Raw genomic sequence first — 16,573 nt, 5'->3', positions numbered from 1 at the left:
ACCTAATATAGATTGAAATACTCATCCTGTTCCCACTCAGAAACAGTCATCAAATAGCGCTTCCATTCAGCCCGTTTGATATGGCTTAGATAATCGACAAAGGCATCACCAAGCGATGCACGATAGAGAGCGCTGCCCTCAAACGCCTCAATCGCTTCAGCCAAGGTTTCAGGCAACAATTGCGCGTCACTATCATAAGGCGAGTTGGTGGCTTCTGGTGGTGTCGCACCGCGCTCAATTCCATCCAAACCCGATAATATTTGACCAGCAAAAGCAAAGTAAGGGTTCGCAGTAGAATCTGCCACGCGGTTTTCTATTCGGCTTGCGCCATCACCTTCAAAAAGCAGCGCACGAACCATAGCCCCACGATTATCATAGCCCCACTGAATACGGTTTGGAGCAAGTTGGAACGGCGCGAACCGTTTATATCCGTTCACCGTCGGTGTTGTTAAAAGACAAGATGCCATTGCATGTTCCAGCAAACCCGCAATCCATCCCGACGCCTCTTTCGTCAGCTCGTTCCCTTTGCTCGGTGTAAAGCAATTCTCACCTGTCTCAATTGAAGAGAGTGATTGATGCATGTGCCAACCGTTTGCCGCCGCATTTGGCAATTTTGGCTTTGCCATGAAACTAGCATGTAGCCCCTTCTGGCTACTGATCTCTTTCACCATGGTGCGGAATGATACAAACCGATCTGCCTGCGTCATTGGGTCGGATGGTTCGAAGGTAAATTCAAACTGGCTCGCCCCCATTTCAATTTCCATCGTACGAACCGCAAGCCCCATCTGCTCACCAGCACGACGAAGCTCATCAAGGATCGCTTCTACTTCGCGGTAGCGATGTTCGGCCAGAAACTGACCGCCTTGGGTCAAGTTGCGCGTTTTAACGGCTTTAGGCGGCATTGTGGCATCAGAGTGATCCATGCCGTCATCAACACGCTCATAGAGCTGGAATTCCACCTCTAGGCCCATCAGAGCGCTATAACCAGCATCACTGAGCTTTGTGACGGCGTTCGACAGCACTTGGCGGGATGAAACACTGATCGGCTGGCCTTCGCGGTCAACCAGATCACACATGATCAAACGAGAATGCGGCGACCACGGCAATGTCACCATTGTCTCAGCACGCGGCACCATCAACACATCGCTCGCCCCATTAAGCGCAAGGCTGCCGATGGAAACATCATCATCCCATACGGGAAATACGGTCTTTTGCGATGTATCTTTAAGCAACAAGGTAGACGGCATACCAACGCCAGAAGCAAAGGCAGAAGCAAGCGCACTTGCTACAATGTTCTTACCGCGCAAAATGCCGTGCTGATCTGGAAAGACCAAGCGCACCGTTTCAACCTTGTCAGCTTCTACTTGCGAGATACAGGCAGCCGCGCTTTCAATATCGCTCTCAGTCAAAACTGATTTCTTAGCAAGCAACCCTGCTTTGATTTTAGCAATTAGGTCTTGGCTCATTTTAACTGACCGACGCATCCCACGAACAAGCAGCACGTCGTTCCATATCTTGTTCCCAACTGGCATTTTGCCAATTGTCTGTGGACGCAACCGCATCATTGGAAAGTGGTCCGACCACCATTGAGGCGTCTACTTGTTGCATCGGCAATGCATCTAATTCGCCAGCTTCCACGGCTGCTATTGCTTGTCTCAACATACGGCGATGACGAATAATCGCCACATCCGAACGCCCCAAATGCTCACGCGTACGGTCTTGAATAGAACCCATCATTTCAACCGCCCACTGATCGTGCACGTTGATATCTAGCCCCATGCCCGTATAGGTGACATTGCGCTGTTCGTCAGGGTCATAGTGATAATCGTTCGACTTGTTCTTGATCGGCGCATATTCTGGCAAAGTGTGTTCCGCCAAGCGCTGTTCACGCATCAGCTCTTTATTCACCGGCGTGTCGAAGCTTGTGAACATCGTATACCAATAGCAATTCTCATCATCCACAGGCACATGCCACTGTGTGATGGTCATCTCACGCGACATCGGAATGCAAATCGCTTCGGGGAAAATCGCGTTAGTCACCCGCACATGGGTCAGTTCGTTTTCCATATGGCGAAGGGCGGTAATCTTCAGCCCATAGTCGGTTTCATCCACTTTCAATTCTGGGCGTGGATACTCACGCAATATCTGCGTCATCGGCATATTGGTGTGTGCCGCCTTATCGCGGAACTGTTTGCCGTAGCTATCGTCTGGGTCTTCATCTTCTAAGAAACGATGCAAAAAGCTTGCGTGGGCCGGATCAATACCAATCTCTAGCGCTTGCATCCAATTGCATTCCCACAAGCCTTTGAATGCAAATACATGCGTATCAGGCGCTCTAAAGCAATCAAAATTCGGAAACGCGGGCGGCGCGCCCTCACCCATAAACGCAAAGAAGATGCCGCGCTTTTCGACAATCGGATAAGTCGGGCCGCTCTCATCAACAATCACCTGTTCAGGGTGAAAGGTTGGACGCTCATCAGGGTTGGACTGGCGTGTGACTAAGTGTAGCTCACCATTGGAGCCGCGACATAACGCCAATCGTTCGCCCATCAAATTGACAGGCAACAGCTTATCGCCATCAAGCTCATCAACCAAGGCTGCAGGCTGCCAATATTGCCGAAGCACCTTGCCAGCAGATGTTTGCGGGCCAATGCGCGTCAACTGATCATTCAAGCTTTGCGGTATCATGATGCACCTTCGACTGATTGTATTTTTGGAAGACCCGAAGGTTCACCTTCTGCCGTGTAGGCATAGATTTGACCATCAACCTCGTACAAAGGCAACATCGGCACTTTAATCGCCTTATACATGTGCGACCCCTCAGGCTCTGCAGGTTGTTCGACACATTGGCCTGTGCGGTCAAAATGCCAGCCGTGGAACGGGCAACGAATGCCGTTATCTTCTAAGCGCCCATAACAAAGATCAGCACCGCGATGCGGGCAATTGCGCCCAATTAAGCCCAACTCACCTTCGTCATCACGAAAGAGCAAAAGCGGCTTTTCATCGATTAAAATTGGAAGAAGCGGACGCGGACGATCAAGGTCGCGACGATGCGCAATAAAGACCCAGCCGTCTTGGCGGTCAGATGTTCCATCAATAATGGAATGATGCGGAGGCATGGCGTAATCTCAAACCGTATAAAGCAGTTTGTAGACTAACGATCAAAATTTGAATGTAAAGAACATTAGCCGACCCCAAGGATCGGCTAATGCGTAATTGTATAAGCGGAAAAAAGTACCGTTTAATCTCTAGGCTTACCAGCTTTAAACGGCTTGCCGCCGCCTTCGCTGCGAGCGCGATTTTTCTTGCTTGATTTCTTACCTATAGGTGGCTTCGCGCCTTTTGGCTTGCGGCTTAGTGTATGTTCACCGCCACCCCCATCTCCACGACCTCTTGGCGCTTCGCCGCGAGGTTTAGGTGCATTACCGCTGTCATTTGAAAAATCGCTCGGCCCTTGCTTGCCTTTGCTTCTTTTAGACGCTGGCTTATCACCACGGAATGGCCGATCGCCTCGTTCTCCACGCTCTGGACGATCACCGCGCTCACCACGCTCTGGGCGATCACCACGCCCGCCACCTTTGCCACCTTTACCGAATGGCTTAGACGACTTGGAATGTCTTGGCTTACCGAACTTGCCATCCTTCTTAGAATGTCTTGATGGTCTTTCACTGACACTCGGCGCACCAGCAAGCTGTGTGATAGCGGCGCCTTTTTCAAGCTCCATTCTATCACCTAAATCAGAAAGAAACGCCTCTACTTTGGCTTCAGCGATTTCGACATAAGAACAATCATTGTCAAGTTTGATTGCACCAATGTCGCGTCTGTTCAGACCACCAAATTTACAAACCATTGGCAAAATCTGGCGTGGTTCTGCGCCTTTATTGCGGCCACCTGTAATGGAGAACCAAATACTTGGTCCAAACTCTTGGCGCGGTTCTGGTGTAAAGTCGAGTGTCGGGTTGTTGCTTGATAATTCTTCAGGCGATGAGCGTTGCGCCCGATAAAGCCTTAGATAAGCCGTCGCCAATTGAGCCGGTGTGAAGGTTGTCTCTAACTTGCTAATAACCTCTTGCTCTGATTCAGAGGCAGGCGTCTGCCACGTATCATCATTGAACAGGCGCTCAGATTCTCTTTCCTTCACCGCATCAGCAGAAGGTGGCTGGATCCAATCAGCTTGGAGTTTCGCCATATGCAGCATGCGTTGTGCTTTTTTGAAGGTCTTCTTCGTCACGATGAGCGCACTAACACCCTTGCGCCCTGCCCGACCCGTACGGCCTGAGCGGTGCAACAAAGTTTCGTGGTTGTTTGGCAACTCAGCGTGAACCACCAAATCAAGGTTCGGCAAATCAATACCGCGCGCGGCCACATCAGTCGCCACACAAATTCTAGCGCGACCATCACGCATAGCTTGAAGCGCGTGGGTGCGTTCTGCTTGTGACAATTCACCCGATAATGACACAACCTTTAGACCGCGATTAGAAAGGCGGGCGGAAAGACGGTTCACCATTGCGCGTGTGTTGGCAAAGACGATTGCGTTTGGCGCATCATGATAGAGCAACGTGTTGATCACGGCTTTTTCTGTATCGTGCGGCGATGTGTTCATCACGTCATAGCGAATATCCGCGTGCTGGTCTGATTTAGACTGCACAACAACACGCTCAGCACGGTTTTGATAATTTTGCGCCAGACGAATGATGGATTTTGGAACAGTCGCAGAAAACAACAATGTTTGGCGTTCTTCAGGCGCTTCACCGAGAATGAACTCCAAGTCTTCGCGAAAACCAAGATCAAGCATCTCGTCGGCCTCATCAAGGACAACGGCTTGTAGCTGGCTAAGGTCGATACCCTTGCGCTGAATATGGTCACGCAAACGACCCGGCGTTGCAGCAACAATGTGAGCACCACGGCCCAGCGTGCGGCGTTCTTCGCGCACATCCATACCACCAACACATGATGCAATCTCGACGCCTGCTTTTTCATAAAGCCACGCCAATTCGCGTTTCACTTGCAGCGCAAGTTCGCGGGTTGGGGCAATAACAAGAGCGAGCGGCGCCCCTGCTTTACCGAATTTTTCGTCATCGCCCAGAATGGTCGGGGCAATGGCCAAACCAAAACCCACCGTTTTACCCGAACCCGTTTGGGCTGAGACCAACATATCGCGGCCTTCTAATTCTGGGTCTAAAACGGCATTTTGAACAGGTGTAAGTTCCGCATACCCGCGGTTATCGAGTGCTTCTTGCAATACTTTTTTCAAAGGAATTCTTTTCTTTTATGGGCTGCTCAGCAGCCATTTCGGTCTAAAAGCGATCGCTTTTTGATCTTGTGAGGCTCTAGTAGAGTGAATTGCAGCCAATGTATAGGGCAAATGGGCAGTTTGTACCATTTGTCGGCTTGTTTGCTTAACGTTGGGTCCCCACAAACGGTTATGTAACCACTTTTAGCCGCTAAAATCGCCGCCACCCGCCACTTCACTGCGTTTATTGCGGATATGATCAACGGTGTACTTATCACTCTCCCGCATCATAAACAGCGCGACGAAGGCGGCAAGCGCTGTCACCGTGGTGAGATAGCGGTTATGGGGAAAGGTCGAATAATTCATCATGCGCGGAATGGCGGCTGCAACGCCTGTTGAATGGATCACCACCACGAAGCCATAAATCGCGGTGCGCTGATACCCGATGATAAAACACACGGCGACAATCAACTGCACCACACCCACACCATAAGCAAACTCATTGGTGACAAATTCCCAGCCGTAAGTCTTGTTATAAACACTCACCATCCACTCAGGCCGAATGAACTTTAAACTCGCCCAAGCAAACAAAAAAAACGCCCCACCGAGCCGGAGAACCAACAACGCCGCCGATAGATTTTTAGGTGCCATGATGTGTTTTCTCATTTCCCATTTTTAATGATGGCATAAGCACACAGAAAAGGAGCACAATCAAATGGCCTGCGAGCATTGAAGCTACGAATCTTCTAAATTTACGAATTAAAAATACAAACAGAATAAATTAATAATAAAAATCAAATGCATTACAATACATTTGAAACCACAAAGAAAAATAACCACGTAATAATTAGGAGATATTATGGAAAATAACAATGAAGAAATACACAATACTATTACCGGATCATTTGAAGTAATTCATGACACTTGGGCGAAGGAAAACGTAGATCGCGTGGTGAAAACCCTCACGAAGATCAAACCCGAGCTGTCAGACACTCCAGTACATATTCTTAGAGCGCCGATCCACACCGCTTTCGTGACAATTGAACAGCAAATTTACGTTTCGCATAGATTATTAGAACTCTGTGCCGATGATGCAGTATTAGCTTTCATAATCAGTCATGAATTTGCTCATCTAAAACTTGGCCACCTTGATTACGATAACGGGTGGATTTCAGAACAGGCTCCTGAGTTTATTGACTCGCTTGTTGGAATGTTAAAAATCAACCTCAATCGTTTAGTGAACGGATGTGATGATGAAGCCGAAGCTGACCTTTATGCGCTACGTCTTTGTATTCAAGCTGGATATGATGCAGAGAATTGCTTAAAAATCTTCGATATTTTGGAGAAGGTCGCGCTCGACCATGGTGACATTGAAGGCGTTTATGGTCCCGATTCACTCTATGAAGATTTACATGGCGAACAGAGTTGGTCGGATCGGCTTGAGATATGGTGGTACTATAAAAATCGAGGCTACCTTCCCGTTATTCACCGTAAAAAAGTGTTGCTCGATATGCTCAAAGAAGATCAGCTAGATCAATGTGGATAACAAATAGCATTGAACGATAAACCTCGCAGCTACGCTGATGTGCGTTTGGGCGGTACAAACAATAAGATATTCAGCGCGCCAGCCCTTCCAAACACACATCAACAATCACCAAGCACCCATCCCGCAAGCTCTCCCGCTCCATAAAGCACAAGCTCTCTGCCCCCTTCACGCCCTCAACCACGGCGCGGTCATCCTCAAGGTGCGGTACGTGGATGAAGCCAGCAAAGCGCGGCGGGGTTTGCCAGTGGTCGGTGCTGAGCGTTTGGTAAAGCAGGTAGTTGCACAAATACCCGCCCGCATCATGGGAGTGTTGTGCGTTGAGGCCTTTGGTCTTTAGCGTCTCGCCAATCAATCGAGTGGGAAACGTCGACGGAATTTCGCTCGCCCCATCTGCAGAAATACACGCCGCTGGACAATGGCCATCCACATCTGGCTTATCCGTATGCAGCGCGTTTTTGCCCGTGGCCTCCAGCTTAAAACCCGTGGCGTTTTGGTCTAGCCCGAAGTGCAGCACCACGTCTGGATTGAGTTGTTTTGAAAGCTCCGCCAAGTCACGATCCACTTGGGCATAGCTCGTCTTAAACAGGTGAAAATGAAAGTCCGCGTTAAACCGCGATAGGTCTTGCGCCTTAAGCCATTCAATCAAGCTCTCGGTCGGGTTTACTGGCGCACCAGGAAATTTCGAGAACCCCGTTATCAAAACCTGCAGCTTCATTTCTTACCCTTCGCAAACCATTCAACACCTACTAGCCCCATGCCCCAACAGAGCACAAGCGTTCTTTGTCTGGGTCAAAGGTTTGAGCGTCGCCCTCACCGTCCATCACCTTAAGCGCACTCTCCTTGAGCGCCGTTTTGATGGCTTGTTTCTGCTTTGCATGCTTGTCACCCTTCGCAAGACAAATCGCGCCCTCATGGGTGTAGGCATAGCACTCACCAGATTTCGGCTCGATAAAGCGCACCTTCGATAATCGCTCGACACAGCTTTCCAAAAAGGCAGCATCATTGGCGCTCTTTTGGTCTTCAAATATCTCATCTGGCGAACCAGCTTCAATGTTGATGTCTTGAAACCGAGCAATTTGCAGCAAGGCCTCAATGTCATAGACAATCATCTCATCATTCCAGCCAAGCGCCACGGTTTTTGGCTTCGTTCCTTTCTTGACCGAGTTATCCAAGAACTCAAAATGCACCGCTTTTGCTTTTGATTGGACCCAAGAAAAGAACAGGTTCGGCATGCCCGTATAGGCCTCGATATTGTGATAGAGCAGATCATCAACCGCCTTATAACGCCCTGTTGTAAGCCCCCGTCCCCATGCGCGTTCCACAAGAGCATCTGGCGGTGTCACCATGAAGAACAGGTAGATCGTATGACCAAACCTCGTGAGTAATCGACTGCTTGCTTCATCAACGGGGTTGGTTGAAAAACTATCAAAGCGGAACCGATCAATCAGCAAATGGGAGATGCCGCGCTTGCTCGCTTTTTCGCTCATATAGTGATCAAGCTTGCGGTCGATGATTTCCAATTCGCGGCCTGTTAGCATCGCGCCATATTTATAATCATCACCAAGGCTCTCATACTCCAGCAGATACTTGCGCCAATAATCGGGGCTGATGAGCGCGAAGTCCTCCCACGGCACACCAAGCCGCTCCGCCATGCGCCGTTGTTCTCCGCGTATCGTGCTTTTGCCAGAAGCGGACGCGCCTTTAACGTTGAATATCACTGGCTCTTTCTGGTTCGGCAACACACGATATTGTTCGCGCCTTGCTGCCTCATCAATCAACGGGTCGAGCGTGTGATTGATCTCGTTCGCGCCGTATTGATTGAGCACCAAACGAACGCAGACATCGCGGATCAAATCATGTTCCGCAACGATGCGACCACGTTGACCGATATGGGAACCGACAACACGATGCAGCGCTGCAAGACACGCCTTTTTCAGCGCATCGGCTTCGGTCGTCTGTATGTTTTGCCAATCATTCAATGCATTAAGTTGGCGCTCTTCTTCGCTCACACGCGGCGGTTGTTTGTCTTTTGGGGCGAAGAATTTGAAAAGCCCACGGGGCTTCTTTTCAACTTCACTAGGTGCTGGATGACCAAATTTCCCAGCTAATTCGACGTCGATAATTCGAGCAGCATCGCTTCTGACTTGCTTATATTGGGCCGTAAAATCGCCAAGCTTCGGTTTTACATGCTCTGCAAATAATCGCTCCACCATGCCACGCAAGCTAATGCCGAGGTCTTCGTAAGCTGGCCCATCTTTAAGTGTGAAATCCGCCGTTATGCGAACCAGCAGCCGATGAATAATCAGCCGTTCTGGCGTAAAAGTCGCAAGCAGCTCTAAGGGCAAGCCGAAGGTGTCACGCAGCTCAACAGCTTGCTCATAGGAGACCTCGCCATTTTCAGGCCGATACAATGTCACCAGCGGCATTAGTCTGGTTGGTATTTCAGACTGAAGCCCAGGGTTCCACGGACCAAAGGGGGCATCATTATCCACAGCACCCCCCTATTTCTTAACTCGTTGCCTGCGGTGGCTTCTTGCGAAAACCATCTCTGATTTTTTTGATAAGCGGCAAGAAGATCAGAATGATCGCAATCACTGTAATCGGCCCCGCAATTGGACGGGTGAAGAAGATTGAAAACTCGCCATCTGATAGCAACAAAGATTGCCGCAAGGTCGGCTCCGCAATTGGCCCAAGCACAATCGCCAAAACGGCTGGTGCAAGTGGGTAATCCAACAATCGCAGGAAGAATGCACCAAGGCCAAATATCAACATCAGCCACACATCAAACAGGTTTTGATAAGCCGCATAGGTACCGACCAATGACAAAACGAAAATGAGCGGCGCTAAGATTGTAAACGGCATCCGCAACATCCAGAGGAATATCGGGATGAACGCCAGATTGATGATCACAGCCACGAAGTTAGAAATATAAAACGAACCAATCAACGGCCAGACGAACTCTGGTTGATCACGGAACAACAATGGGCCGGGTTGCAACCCCCAGATCACCATACCCGCCAACAACACAGCCGTGGTTGGAGAACCTGGAATGCCGAGTGTCATCATCGGCAACATAGCACCCGTTGAAGCGGAATTATTCGCCGATTCTGGTGCGGCCACACCATCAATCGAACCTTTGCCGTATTCCTCAGGCTTTGACGATGTCATCTTGGCAACGCCGTAAGACATCAAGGCCCCCGGTGTTGCGCCAGCTGCTGGCAGAATACCAACGAAAAATCCGAGCGCAGAGCCAATAGCTGTCCCACGCCACGCATAACGGAATTCTTTGATCGCCGTAATGATACGGTCAAAATTGATCGTCACCTCAGACATGGTATTCTTGTCTCGAGACGAGTTGATCGTCCATATCATTTCACCAATCCCGTAAACGCCGATGGCAAGAACAAGGAAGCGAATGCCGTGGGTGAAGCCAGTGATGTCAAAGAAGATCAAGCGCGGTTCGCCTGAGATAATATCAAAGCCGACGGTTGCCATCACCAGACCAAAACAGATTGAGATGATGGTCTTTGGAATATCATCACCACCAAGCCCAACAAATGTTGCGAACGCCAAAAGCATAAGTGCGAAAATTTCAGGATTACCGAATTTCAGCGCGACAGCTGCAAGCGGCGGGGCGAAGGCGGTGAAGAGAACGTTTGAAACCGTGCCGCCAACAAAGGAGGCGATCGCCGCCGTCACCAGCGCTTTATCCGCCTGCCCTTTAAGTGCCATTGGTCGCCCATCAAAGGTGGTTGCAACCGCTGTTGACGCGCCCGGAATGCCAAGCGTTATCGAGGAAATCGCCCCCCCATACATGGCGCCATAATAGATGGCAGCAAGAAAAATCATCGGCGATGTCGCCGTTCCCGTCCAGCTTTGAATAACAAAGGTGAATGGCAATAAAATCGCGACACCATTTACAGAGCCAAGGCCCGGCATAGCACCAACAAACAATCCAACAATCACACCGATAATGGCCAAGCCGAGATTAACAGGCTCAAGTGCGATCAAAATTCCATCTATGAGGGATCCAATAACTTCCATGGGTGGGCTCGCGACTAGAGAAAAATATCATAAAGAGGGATGAAAAGCGGTTCGAGATACCCCTTGGGCAGCACGATCCGCATAGCAACATCGAAAAAGAAGAAGCTCACAACAGGCACTGAAACAGAGATGATTAGGCACTTAAGCCAAGTATGCCGACCGAGCACGATCATGTAATACATCATGAAAACCGGTATCGCGCCGTAGAAGCCGAGCACATGGATCAGCGCCATAAAACCCAGCAGGCCGCCGCCAACCATGATCACCATTTTCTTGCCGTAGTTATCTAAAAACGGCTCTTCAGATTGTGAAGGCGGTGAGGTTTTCTTGTACCAATTATAGCCAACCCATCCTGAACAAATCAGCATGACGAAGGAGAGCCAAAACGGCCAAAATCCGCTGCCAGGCCCCTCACCTTCGATGAAGCCAACATTGGCAAAGCGTTTCACATCAGGGTTCCACGATGGTGGTTCCCCACTCTTCCACATTAAATAGATGGAGAGGATACCCAACAAAACAGCGGTAACGATCTCAGCTCGTCTCATCAAATATCCTCCCAGTAATCGAATAATCGAGCGCTTATTTAATCGCGCCAGATGCTTTTAGTATTTTCTTGTGGCGCGTTACCTGAGTATCCCAATAAGAAACCAGACCATCACCTGCGAGGAAATCACCTTGAAGCGACTTGTCGCTCTTATATTTCTGCCAATCAGCTGAGTTGAACACTTTGGTGAACAAGTCGCTGTAATAAGCAGTTGCTTCAGCGGACATGCCTGGTGCACCAACAACAGCGCGCTGCATGAAGTATGAGAAGTCCGCGCCTTTTTCTTTGGCGGTTGGAACATCTTTGAACAGTGGCAGGCGCTCATTTGTAAACGCGACCAATGGGATCACATCACCAGACTCATAAAAGCCCAATGCTTCAGATGGATTGTTCACTGATGAGGTAATTTGACGACCCGCCAAATCTTTCGCAACAGCACCACCACCCTTGTATGGGATGTACTTGATAGATAGCCCGAAATTATCGTTCAGGAAGTCTGTAATGATGTTGTCTTCTGAATTCTTGCCAGTTCCGCCCATAACCCAGTCAGAACCGCGTTTTTCCGCTTCTACAAGGAACTGTTCGAAGGTTGTGATGCCTTCATCTTTGTGGACCCAAAGCAAGAAAGTATCTTCTGCCATGCGGCCAACAGGTGCGAACTTCTTCACATCAACACCAAGACCAGGCTGGCGAAGCGGGGTTGTGAAGAACGAGTTCAACGTCACCATAATTGTGTGGTCAGGATCACCCGCGTTTTTCATATGCACCAGTGCTTCAGCACCAGAACCGCCAGATTTATTGGTTGGCACGAGTGGCCGATTTGCAAGGTTTTCTTTTTCGACAATGGCTTGCATCAATCGAGCCATCTTGTCAGCCCCGCCGCCTTTACCGGCCATAATAACAAAATCGATAGGCTTATTCGGTTCAAAGGCGCTTGCAGCCCCTATGAATAGTGTCGCTGTTGCTGCAATTGCACCAACAATTCCTCCCAATAGTCTCTTCGTTTTAGCCATAATATCCTCCGTGGCTTATTGGCAAAACACGGCAACCCTTGGATCTAAAAATCCACTTTGGGGTTATGTGTTCAGCCTTTTTCTAGTTTTAGTATTCCCTTCGTCTTATGCTCCTGTTGCCGCCTCCCAACGGCCACATTTGCTTCTTGAATTACCTGCTAAATCAAGCAGATCTCTACTCAATCAGATAACTGATCGAATTTAACTTCCCAAAAGATCACCTTTGGACAAATTTACGCTAGCAGCCCATTCAGCCGCAGGAATTTTGCCGCTGCCTACTGGTTTAACGCGCTTAATCAAAACCCGCCCGCCAATGGCTTGCACTTCAACGCCGTTGTCAGAGACACTGATCACCTTGCTGGAGATACCGTCACCAGCAACACGTTCGCAGTCATAAATACCGACCTCATCACCGTTGAGCGTTGTCCATGCACCTGGTGCTGGGTTCGTTCCTCGGATCAAATCATAGACGTGTTTTACGGGCTTATTGAAATCAACACGTGCATGTTTTTTAACACAACGGCGCTCATAGCTCGCCTTGCTCTCATCAGGAACAATGCGCGGCGGATTGCCAGCGCGGAACAGGTCGCAGACTTCGAGAACGGAATCGACTGCTACTGGATAAATCTTCTTAAAATAAAGATCGATCACCGTGTCATCAGGTCCAATCTCGCATTCCCACTGAAGAAGACTATCGCCTTCATCAAGCCCATCAGAAGGATAAAACCACGAAAATCCAGATTTCGTTTCACCCATAATAATCGGCCAATTAACAGCGGATGGTCCGCGATAAAGCGGCAAGAGCGATGGGTGGAAACAGATAGAACCAAGCTTCGGCGTATCGCGTGCTGCTTCTGGCACAAAAACATTCACAAACGCCATTACCATGAGATCAGCCTCATGTGACGCAAGCGTAGCTAGGGCTTCCGCATCATCGAAATTTGCGGGCTGGAATACGGGTAAACCCTTTTCCGCTGCAAATTCTTTTATCGGGTCTACAGGTTTTCCCTCGCGGTCTGGTTCGCAATAAACCGCCACCACTTCGTCCGTTCCTGCATCAAGTATTTTGGCCAATGCATCTTTGCCAAAAGCCTGTTGTCCCATCACGATTACACGCATTGCAGAACCTCTTCTTTATCTTGATAAAACAACGCTACTTCACCTCGCCCACGGCACCAGAAGCAATAATCTCTTCCAGAGCGTCGCCTTCAAAGCCGAGTACATCTTGCAGAATTTCTTTGGTATGCTCGCCCAATAATGGAGAGCGTTCAACTTCCACATCGCTGTCAGACAGTTTGATTGGGCAACCAACAGAAAGATACTCACCACGCTCAGGGTGCGGCACTCTCACCATTGTTCCCGTTTCATAAAGGCCTTCATCTTCCGAAATTTCCTTCATGGATAGAATTGGGCCGACTGGAATATCAAGCGGGTTACACATCTCCATCACCTCGAACTTCGTCTTGGTCATGGTCCATTCTTCGATTGTTTCAAAGATCAAGTTCAGCTTATCAAGACGTGCTGGCGGTTTGGCGAAACCTTCGTCGGCTTTCCATTCTGGCTTGCCGATAACGTCACAAACCTTTTCCCAAACCGCTGCTTGGATGATGAAATATGTATAAGCGTTCGGGTCTGTCTCCCAGCCCTTACACTTCAAAATTCGGCCCGGTTGGCCACCACCTGAATCGTTACCCGCACGCGGCGTCGCATCACCAAACGGGATGCCTTCGCCAAACTGCGAATATTCATTCAACGGACCGGAAGCAAGGCGTTGTTGGTCACGCAATTTCACCCGCGCCAAGTTCAAAACACTGTCCTGCATGGCTGTCGTAACTTTTTGACCTTTACCAGATTTTTCACGCTGGAAAAGAGCCGTAACGATACCCATCGCCAAATGCAAACCAGTACCACTGTCGCCGATCTGTGCACCCGTTACCAACGGCGGTCCATCGAGGAAACCCGTTGTTGAAGCTGAGCCACCCGCGCACTGTGCAACATTCTCATAGACTTTGCAGTCCTCATATTTACCCGGACCAAAACCCTTGATGGAGGCTAGAATAATCTTCGGGTTGATCTCTTGAATACGCTCCCAAGAAAAACCCATCCGGTCCAATGCACCTGGTGCAAAGTTTTCAACCAGCACATCGCATTCTTCGATCAAGCGGGTCAGCACTTTTTTGCCAGTTTCGTTCTTAGAGTTCAGTTCAATCGACCGCTTGTTGTGGTTCAACATGGTGAAATAGAGACTGTCAGCACCCGGCACATCGACAAGCTGCTTACGGGTCGCATCACCGACACCGGGACGTTCTACTTTCAAAACATCCGCGCCAAACCAAGCGAGGAGTTGGGTGCATGTGGGGCCTGATTGAACGTGTGTAAAATCGAGAACCTTGATACCGTCTAGAGCTTTCATTAGCTTATAAACCTATTGTTTTGTTTCGTTATTTCTTTTTACCAACCACGCTTTGCGGGTTGAGATTACCGATGCGGCCACTTTCAGTGCCAGCGTTCTCATCAATCACTGCATTGACGAGCGTTGGCTTGCCACTATCAAGCGCATCATTGACGGCTTTAGCGAGTTCATCAGGTGATGTTGCATAGATACCAACACCGCCAAACGCTTCCATCATCTGGTCATAACGGGCATCTTTAACAAACACCGTTGTTCCTGGATCGCGCCCTGTTGGGTCTTGGTCCGTCCCGCGATAAATGCCGTTATTGTTGAACACCACGATGCAAACAGGCAAATTATAACGGCAGATGGTTTCAATCTCCATGCCGGAGAAACCAAAGGCGCTATCACCTTCAACGGCTAGGACTGGATGTCCGGTTTCCATGGCAGCCGCAACGGCAAAGCCCATGCCAATCCCCATCACGCCCCACGTGCCCACATCAAGGCGCTTACGTGGTTTGTAGATATTGATGATAGAACGGGCGAAATCGAGCGTATTAGCACCCTCATTCACAAGGATAGTATCTGGCCGCTCTTCCATAATTTTACCCAAACGACCAAGCGCACCATGGAAATCCATTGGCACATTGTTGTTCATCAATTTAGGCTCCATACGAGCAATATTAGTCGTCACCTTTTCGCGGATGGCATTGGTCCATTGCTCTGGCGGCTGTTTCCAGTCACTGCCCATTTGATCTTTAAAGGCTGAAAGACAAGATCCAATATCACCCACCACAGGGGCTGCAATTTCGATGTTGCTATCCATCTCGGTCGGCTCAATATCCAACTGAATAAATTTCTTAGGCGAAGTGCCCCACTGTTTGCCCTTACCATGCGACAAGAGCCAGTTGAGGCGCGCGCCAACAAGCATCACAACATCAGATTCTTTAAGCGCCAAAGACCGCGCAGCACCGGCTGATTGTGGGTGAGAATCTGGCAATAAACCTTTCGCCATGCTCATCGGCAAATACGGAATACCCGTCATTTCAATGAATTCGCGAATTTGCTCATCAACCTGCGCGTAAGCAGCACCCTTACCCAAAATGATCAGCGGGCGTTCAGCGCCTTTCAGCACATCAAGCGCGCGGGTAATCGCACTCGGAGCTGGAAGTTGGGCGGGGGCTGGGTCAATCACTTTCACAAGTGAATTTTGCCCTGCATCAAGATCCATTGTTTGGGAGAACAGTTTTGCAGGTAGATCAAGATATACCCCGCCCGGACGCCCCGAACATGCGGCGCGAATTGCCCGAGCAATGCCGATACCAATGTCCTCAGCGTGTAGAATACGGAAGGCAGCCTTACAAAGCGGCTTGGCAATCGCCAATTGGTCCATTTCCTCATAGTCACCTTGTTGCAGGTCAACAATTTCACGCTCTGAAGAACCTGAAATGAGGATCATCGGAAAACAGTTGGTTGTGGCGTTAGCAAGTGATGTCAGACCATTCAAAAATCCAGGGGCGGAAACTGTTAGGCAAATCCCTGGCTTTTGAGTGAGATAACCAGCAATTGCCGCCGCATTACCAGCGTGCTGCTCATGTCTGAAGGAAACAACCCGCATTCCTTCCGCTTGCGCCATACGGCCAAGGTCGGTGATTGGAATACCGGGAACATTGTAAATTGTGTCGATATCATTGAGTTTTAAAGCATCGATGACGAGATGGAAGCCATCGGTCAACGCTTGTTCATTGGTTGCTTCAGAATTTTCAGTATTCGACATTTCGCCGTCCTTATAGTTGCCTTA

Annotated in this window: 14 protein-coding genes; 1 reads left to right on the top strand and 13 read right to left on the bottom strand. The window is 49.4% G+C overall.

The window, feature by feature from the left end:
- Window positions 1–2: 2 nt before the first annotated feature.
- The 5 genes from ABJO30_10750 to ABJO30_10730 all read right to left on the bottom strand — a co-directional run bounded on the left by ABJO30_10750 (window position 3) and on the right by ABJO30_10730 (window position 5,884).
- The gene (locus tag ABJO30_10750) at window positions 3–1,466 is read right to left on the bottom strand and encodes a glutamine synthetase family protein (protein ID MEP3233296.1); all 1,464 of its coding nucleotides are present in this window, start codon (window positions 1,464–1,466) and stop codon (window positions 3–5) included.
- A 1-nt stretch (window position 1,467) separates the two neighbouring features.
- Window positions 1,468–2,688, bottom strand: a complete 1,221-nt coding sequence (locus ABJO30_10745; GenBank protein ID MEP3233295.1) for an aromatic ring-hydroxylating dioxygenase subunit alpha — start codon at window positions 2,686–2,688, stop codon at window positions 1,468–1,470.
- Window positions 2,685–3,119 (bottom strand): Rieske 2Fe-2S domain-containing protein, encoded by a 435-nt coding sequence (locus tag ABJO30_10740; GenBank protein MEP3233294.1) that lies wholly within the window; start codon window positions 3,117–3,119, stop codon window positions 2,685–2,687. Before ABJO30_10740 ends, ABJO30_10745 begins: the two co-directional genes overlap by 4 nt.
- 122 nt (window positions 3,120–3,241) lie before the next feature.
- Window positions 3,242–5,254, bottom strand: coding sequence for a DEAD/DEAH box helicase (locus ABJO30_10735; protein ID MEP3233293.1), 2,013 nt, complete (start codon window positions 5,252–5,254; stop codon window positions 3,242–3,244).
- A 183-nt stretch (window positions 5,255–5,437) separates the two neighbouring features.
- A complete protein-coding gene (locus ABJO30_10730) occupies window positions 5,438–5,884 on the bottom strand; it encodes a hypothetical protein (protein MEP3233292.1) in 447 nt (148 codons plus the stop codon).
- A 208-nt stretch (window positions 5,885–6,092) separates the two neighbouring features.
- On the opposite strand from ABJO30_10730, the gene ABJO30_10725 reads away from it, so the two are divergent.
- On the top strand, window positions 6,093–6,779 hold the full coding sequence (locus tag ABJO30_10725) for a M48 family metalloprotease (GenBank protein MEP3233291.1): 687 nt from the start codon (window positions 6,093–6,095) through the stop codon (window positions 6,777–6,779).
- A 70-nt stretch (window positions 6,780–6,849) separates the two neighbouring features.
- On the opposite strand, the gene ABJO30_10720 is transcribed toward ABJO30_10725, so the two are convergent.
- From ABJO30_10720 to oxc, 8 genes are all read right to left on the bottom strand, one after another.
- Window positions 6,850–7,494: a hypothetical protein gene (locus tag ABJO30_10720; GenBank protein MEP3233290.1), complete on the bottom strand. Its 645-nt coding sequence runs from the start codon at window positions 7,492–7,494 to the stop codon at window positions 6,850–6,852.
- A gap of 31 nt (window positions 7,495–7,525) precedes the next feature.
- Window positions 7,526–9,271, bottom strand: a complete 1,746-nt coding sequence (locus ABJO30_10715; protein ID MEP3233289.1) for a hypothetical protein — start codon at window positions 9,269–9,271, stop codon at window positions 7,526–7,528.
- A 16-nt stretch (window positions 9,272–9,287) separates the two neighbouring features.
- The gene (locus ABJO30_10710) at window positions 9,288–10,823 is read right to left on the bottom strand and encodes a tripartite tricarboxylate transporter permease (GenBank protein MEP3233288.1); all 1,536 of its coding nucleotides are present in this window, start codon (window positions 10,821–10,823) and stop codon (window positions 9,288–9,290) included.
- 14 nt (window positions 10,824–10,837) lie between these two features.
- Window positions 10,838–11,368, bottom strand: coding sequence for a tripartite tricarboxylate transporter TctB family protein (locus ABJO30_10705; GenBank protein MEP3233287.1), 531 nt, complete (start codon window positions 11,366–11,368; stop codon window positions 10,838–10,840).
- Between the two features lie 34 nt (window positions 11,369–11,402).
- Window positions 11,403–12,380, bottom strand: a complete 978-nt coding sequence (locus tag ABJO30_10700) for a tripartite tricarboxylate transporter substrate-binding protein (GenBank protein ID MEP3233286.1) — start codon at window positions 12,378–12,380, stop codon at window positions 11,403–11,405.
- A gap of 201 nt (window positions 12,381–12,581) precedes the next feature.
- Window positions 12,582–13,499 (bottom strand): methionyl-tRNA formyltransferase, encoded by a 918-nt coding sequence (locus tag ABJO30_10695; protein ID MEP3233285.1) that lies wholly within the window; start codon window positions 13,497–13,499, stop codon window positions 12,582–12,584.
- A 34-nt stretch (window positions 13,500–13,533) separates the two neighbouring features.
- A complete protein-coding gene (gene frc / locus ABJO30_10690; protein ID MEP3233284.1) occupies window positions 13,534–14,793 on the bottom strand; it encodes a formyl-CoA transferase in 1,260 nt (419 codons plus the stop codon).
- Between the two features lie 28 nt (window positions 14,794–14,821).
- A complete protein-coding gene (oxc, locus tag ABJO30_10685; protein MEP3233283.1) occupies window positions 14,822–16,549 on the bottom strand; it encodes an oxalyl-CoA decarboxylase in 1,728 nt (575 codons plus the stop codon).
- Between the last annotated feature and the right edge of the window lie 24 nt (window positions 16,550–16,573).

The organism is Hyphomicrobiales bacterium (assembly GCA_039973685.1).
Taxonomy (GTDB): Bacteria; Pseudomonadota; Alphaproteobacteria; order Rhizobiales; family JACESI01; genus JACESI01.
This window is presented reverse-complemented; position numbering and strand designations above follow the sequence as displayed.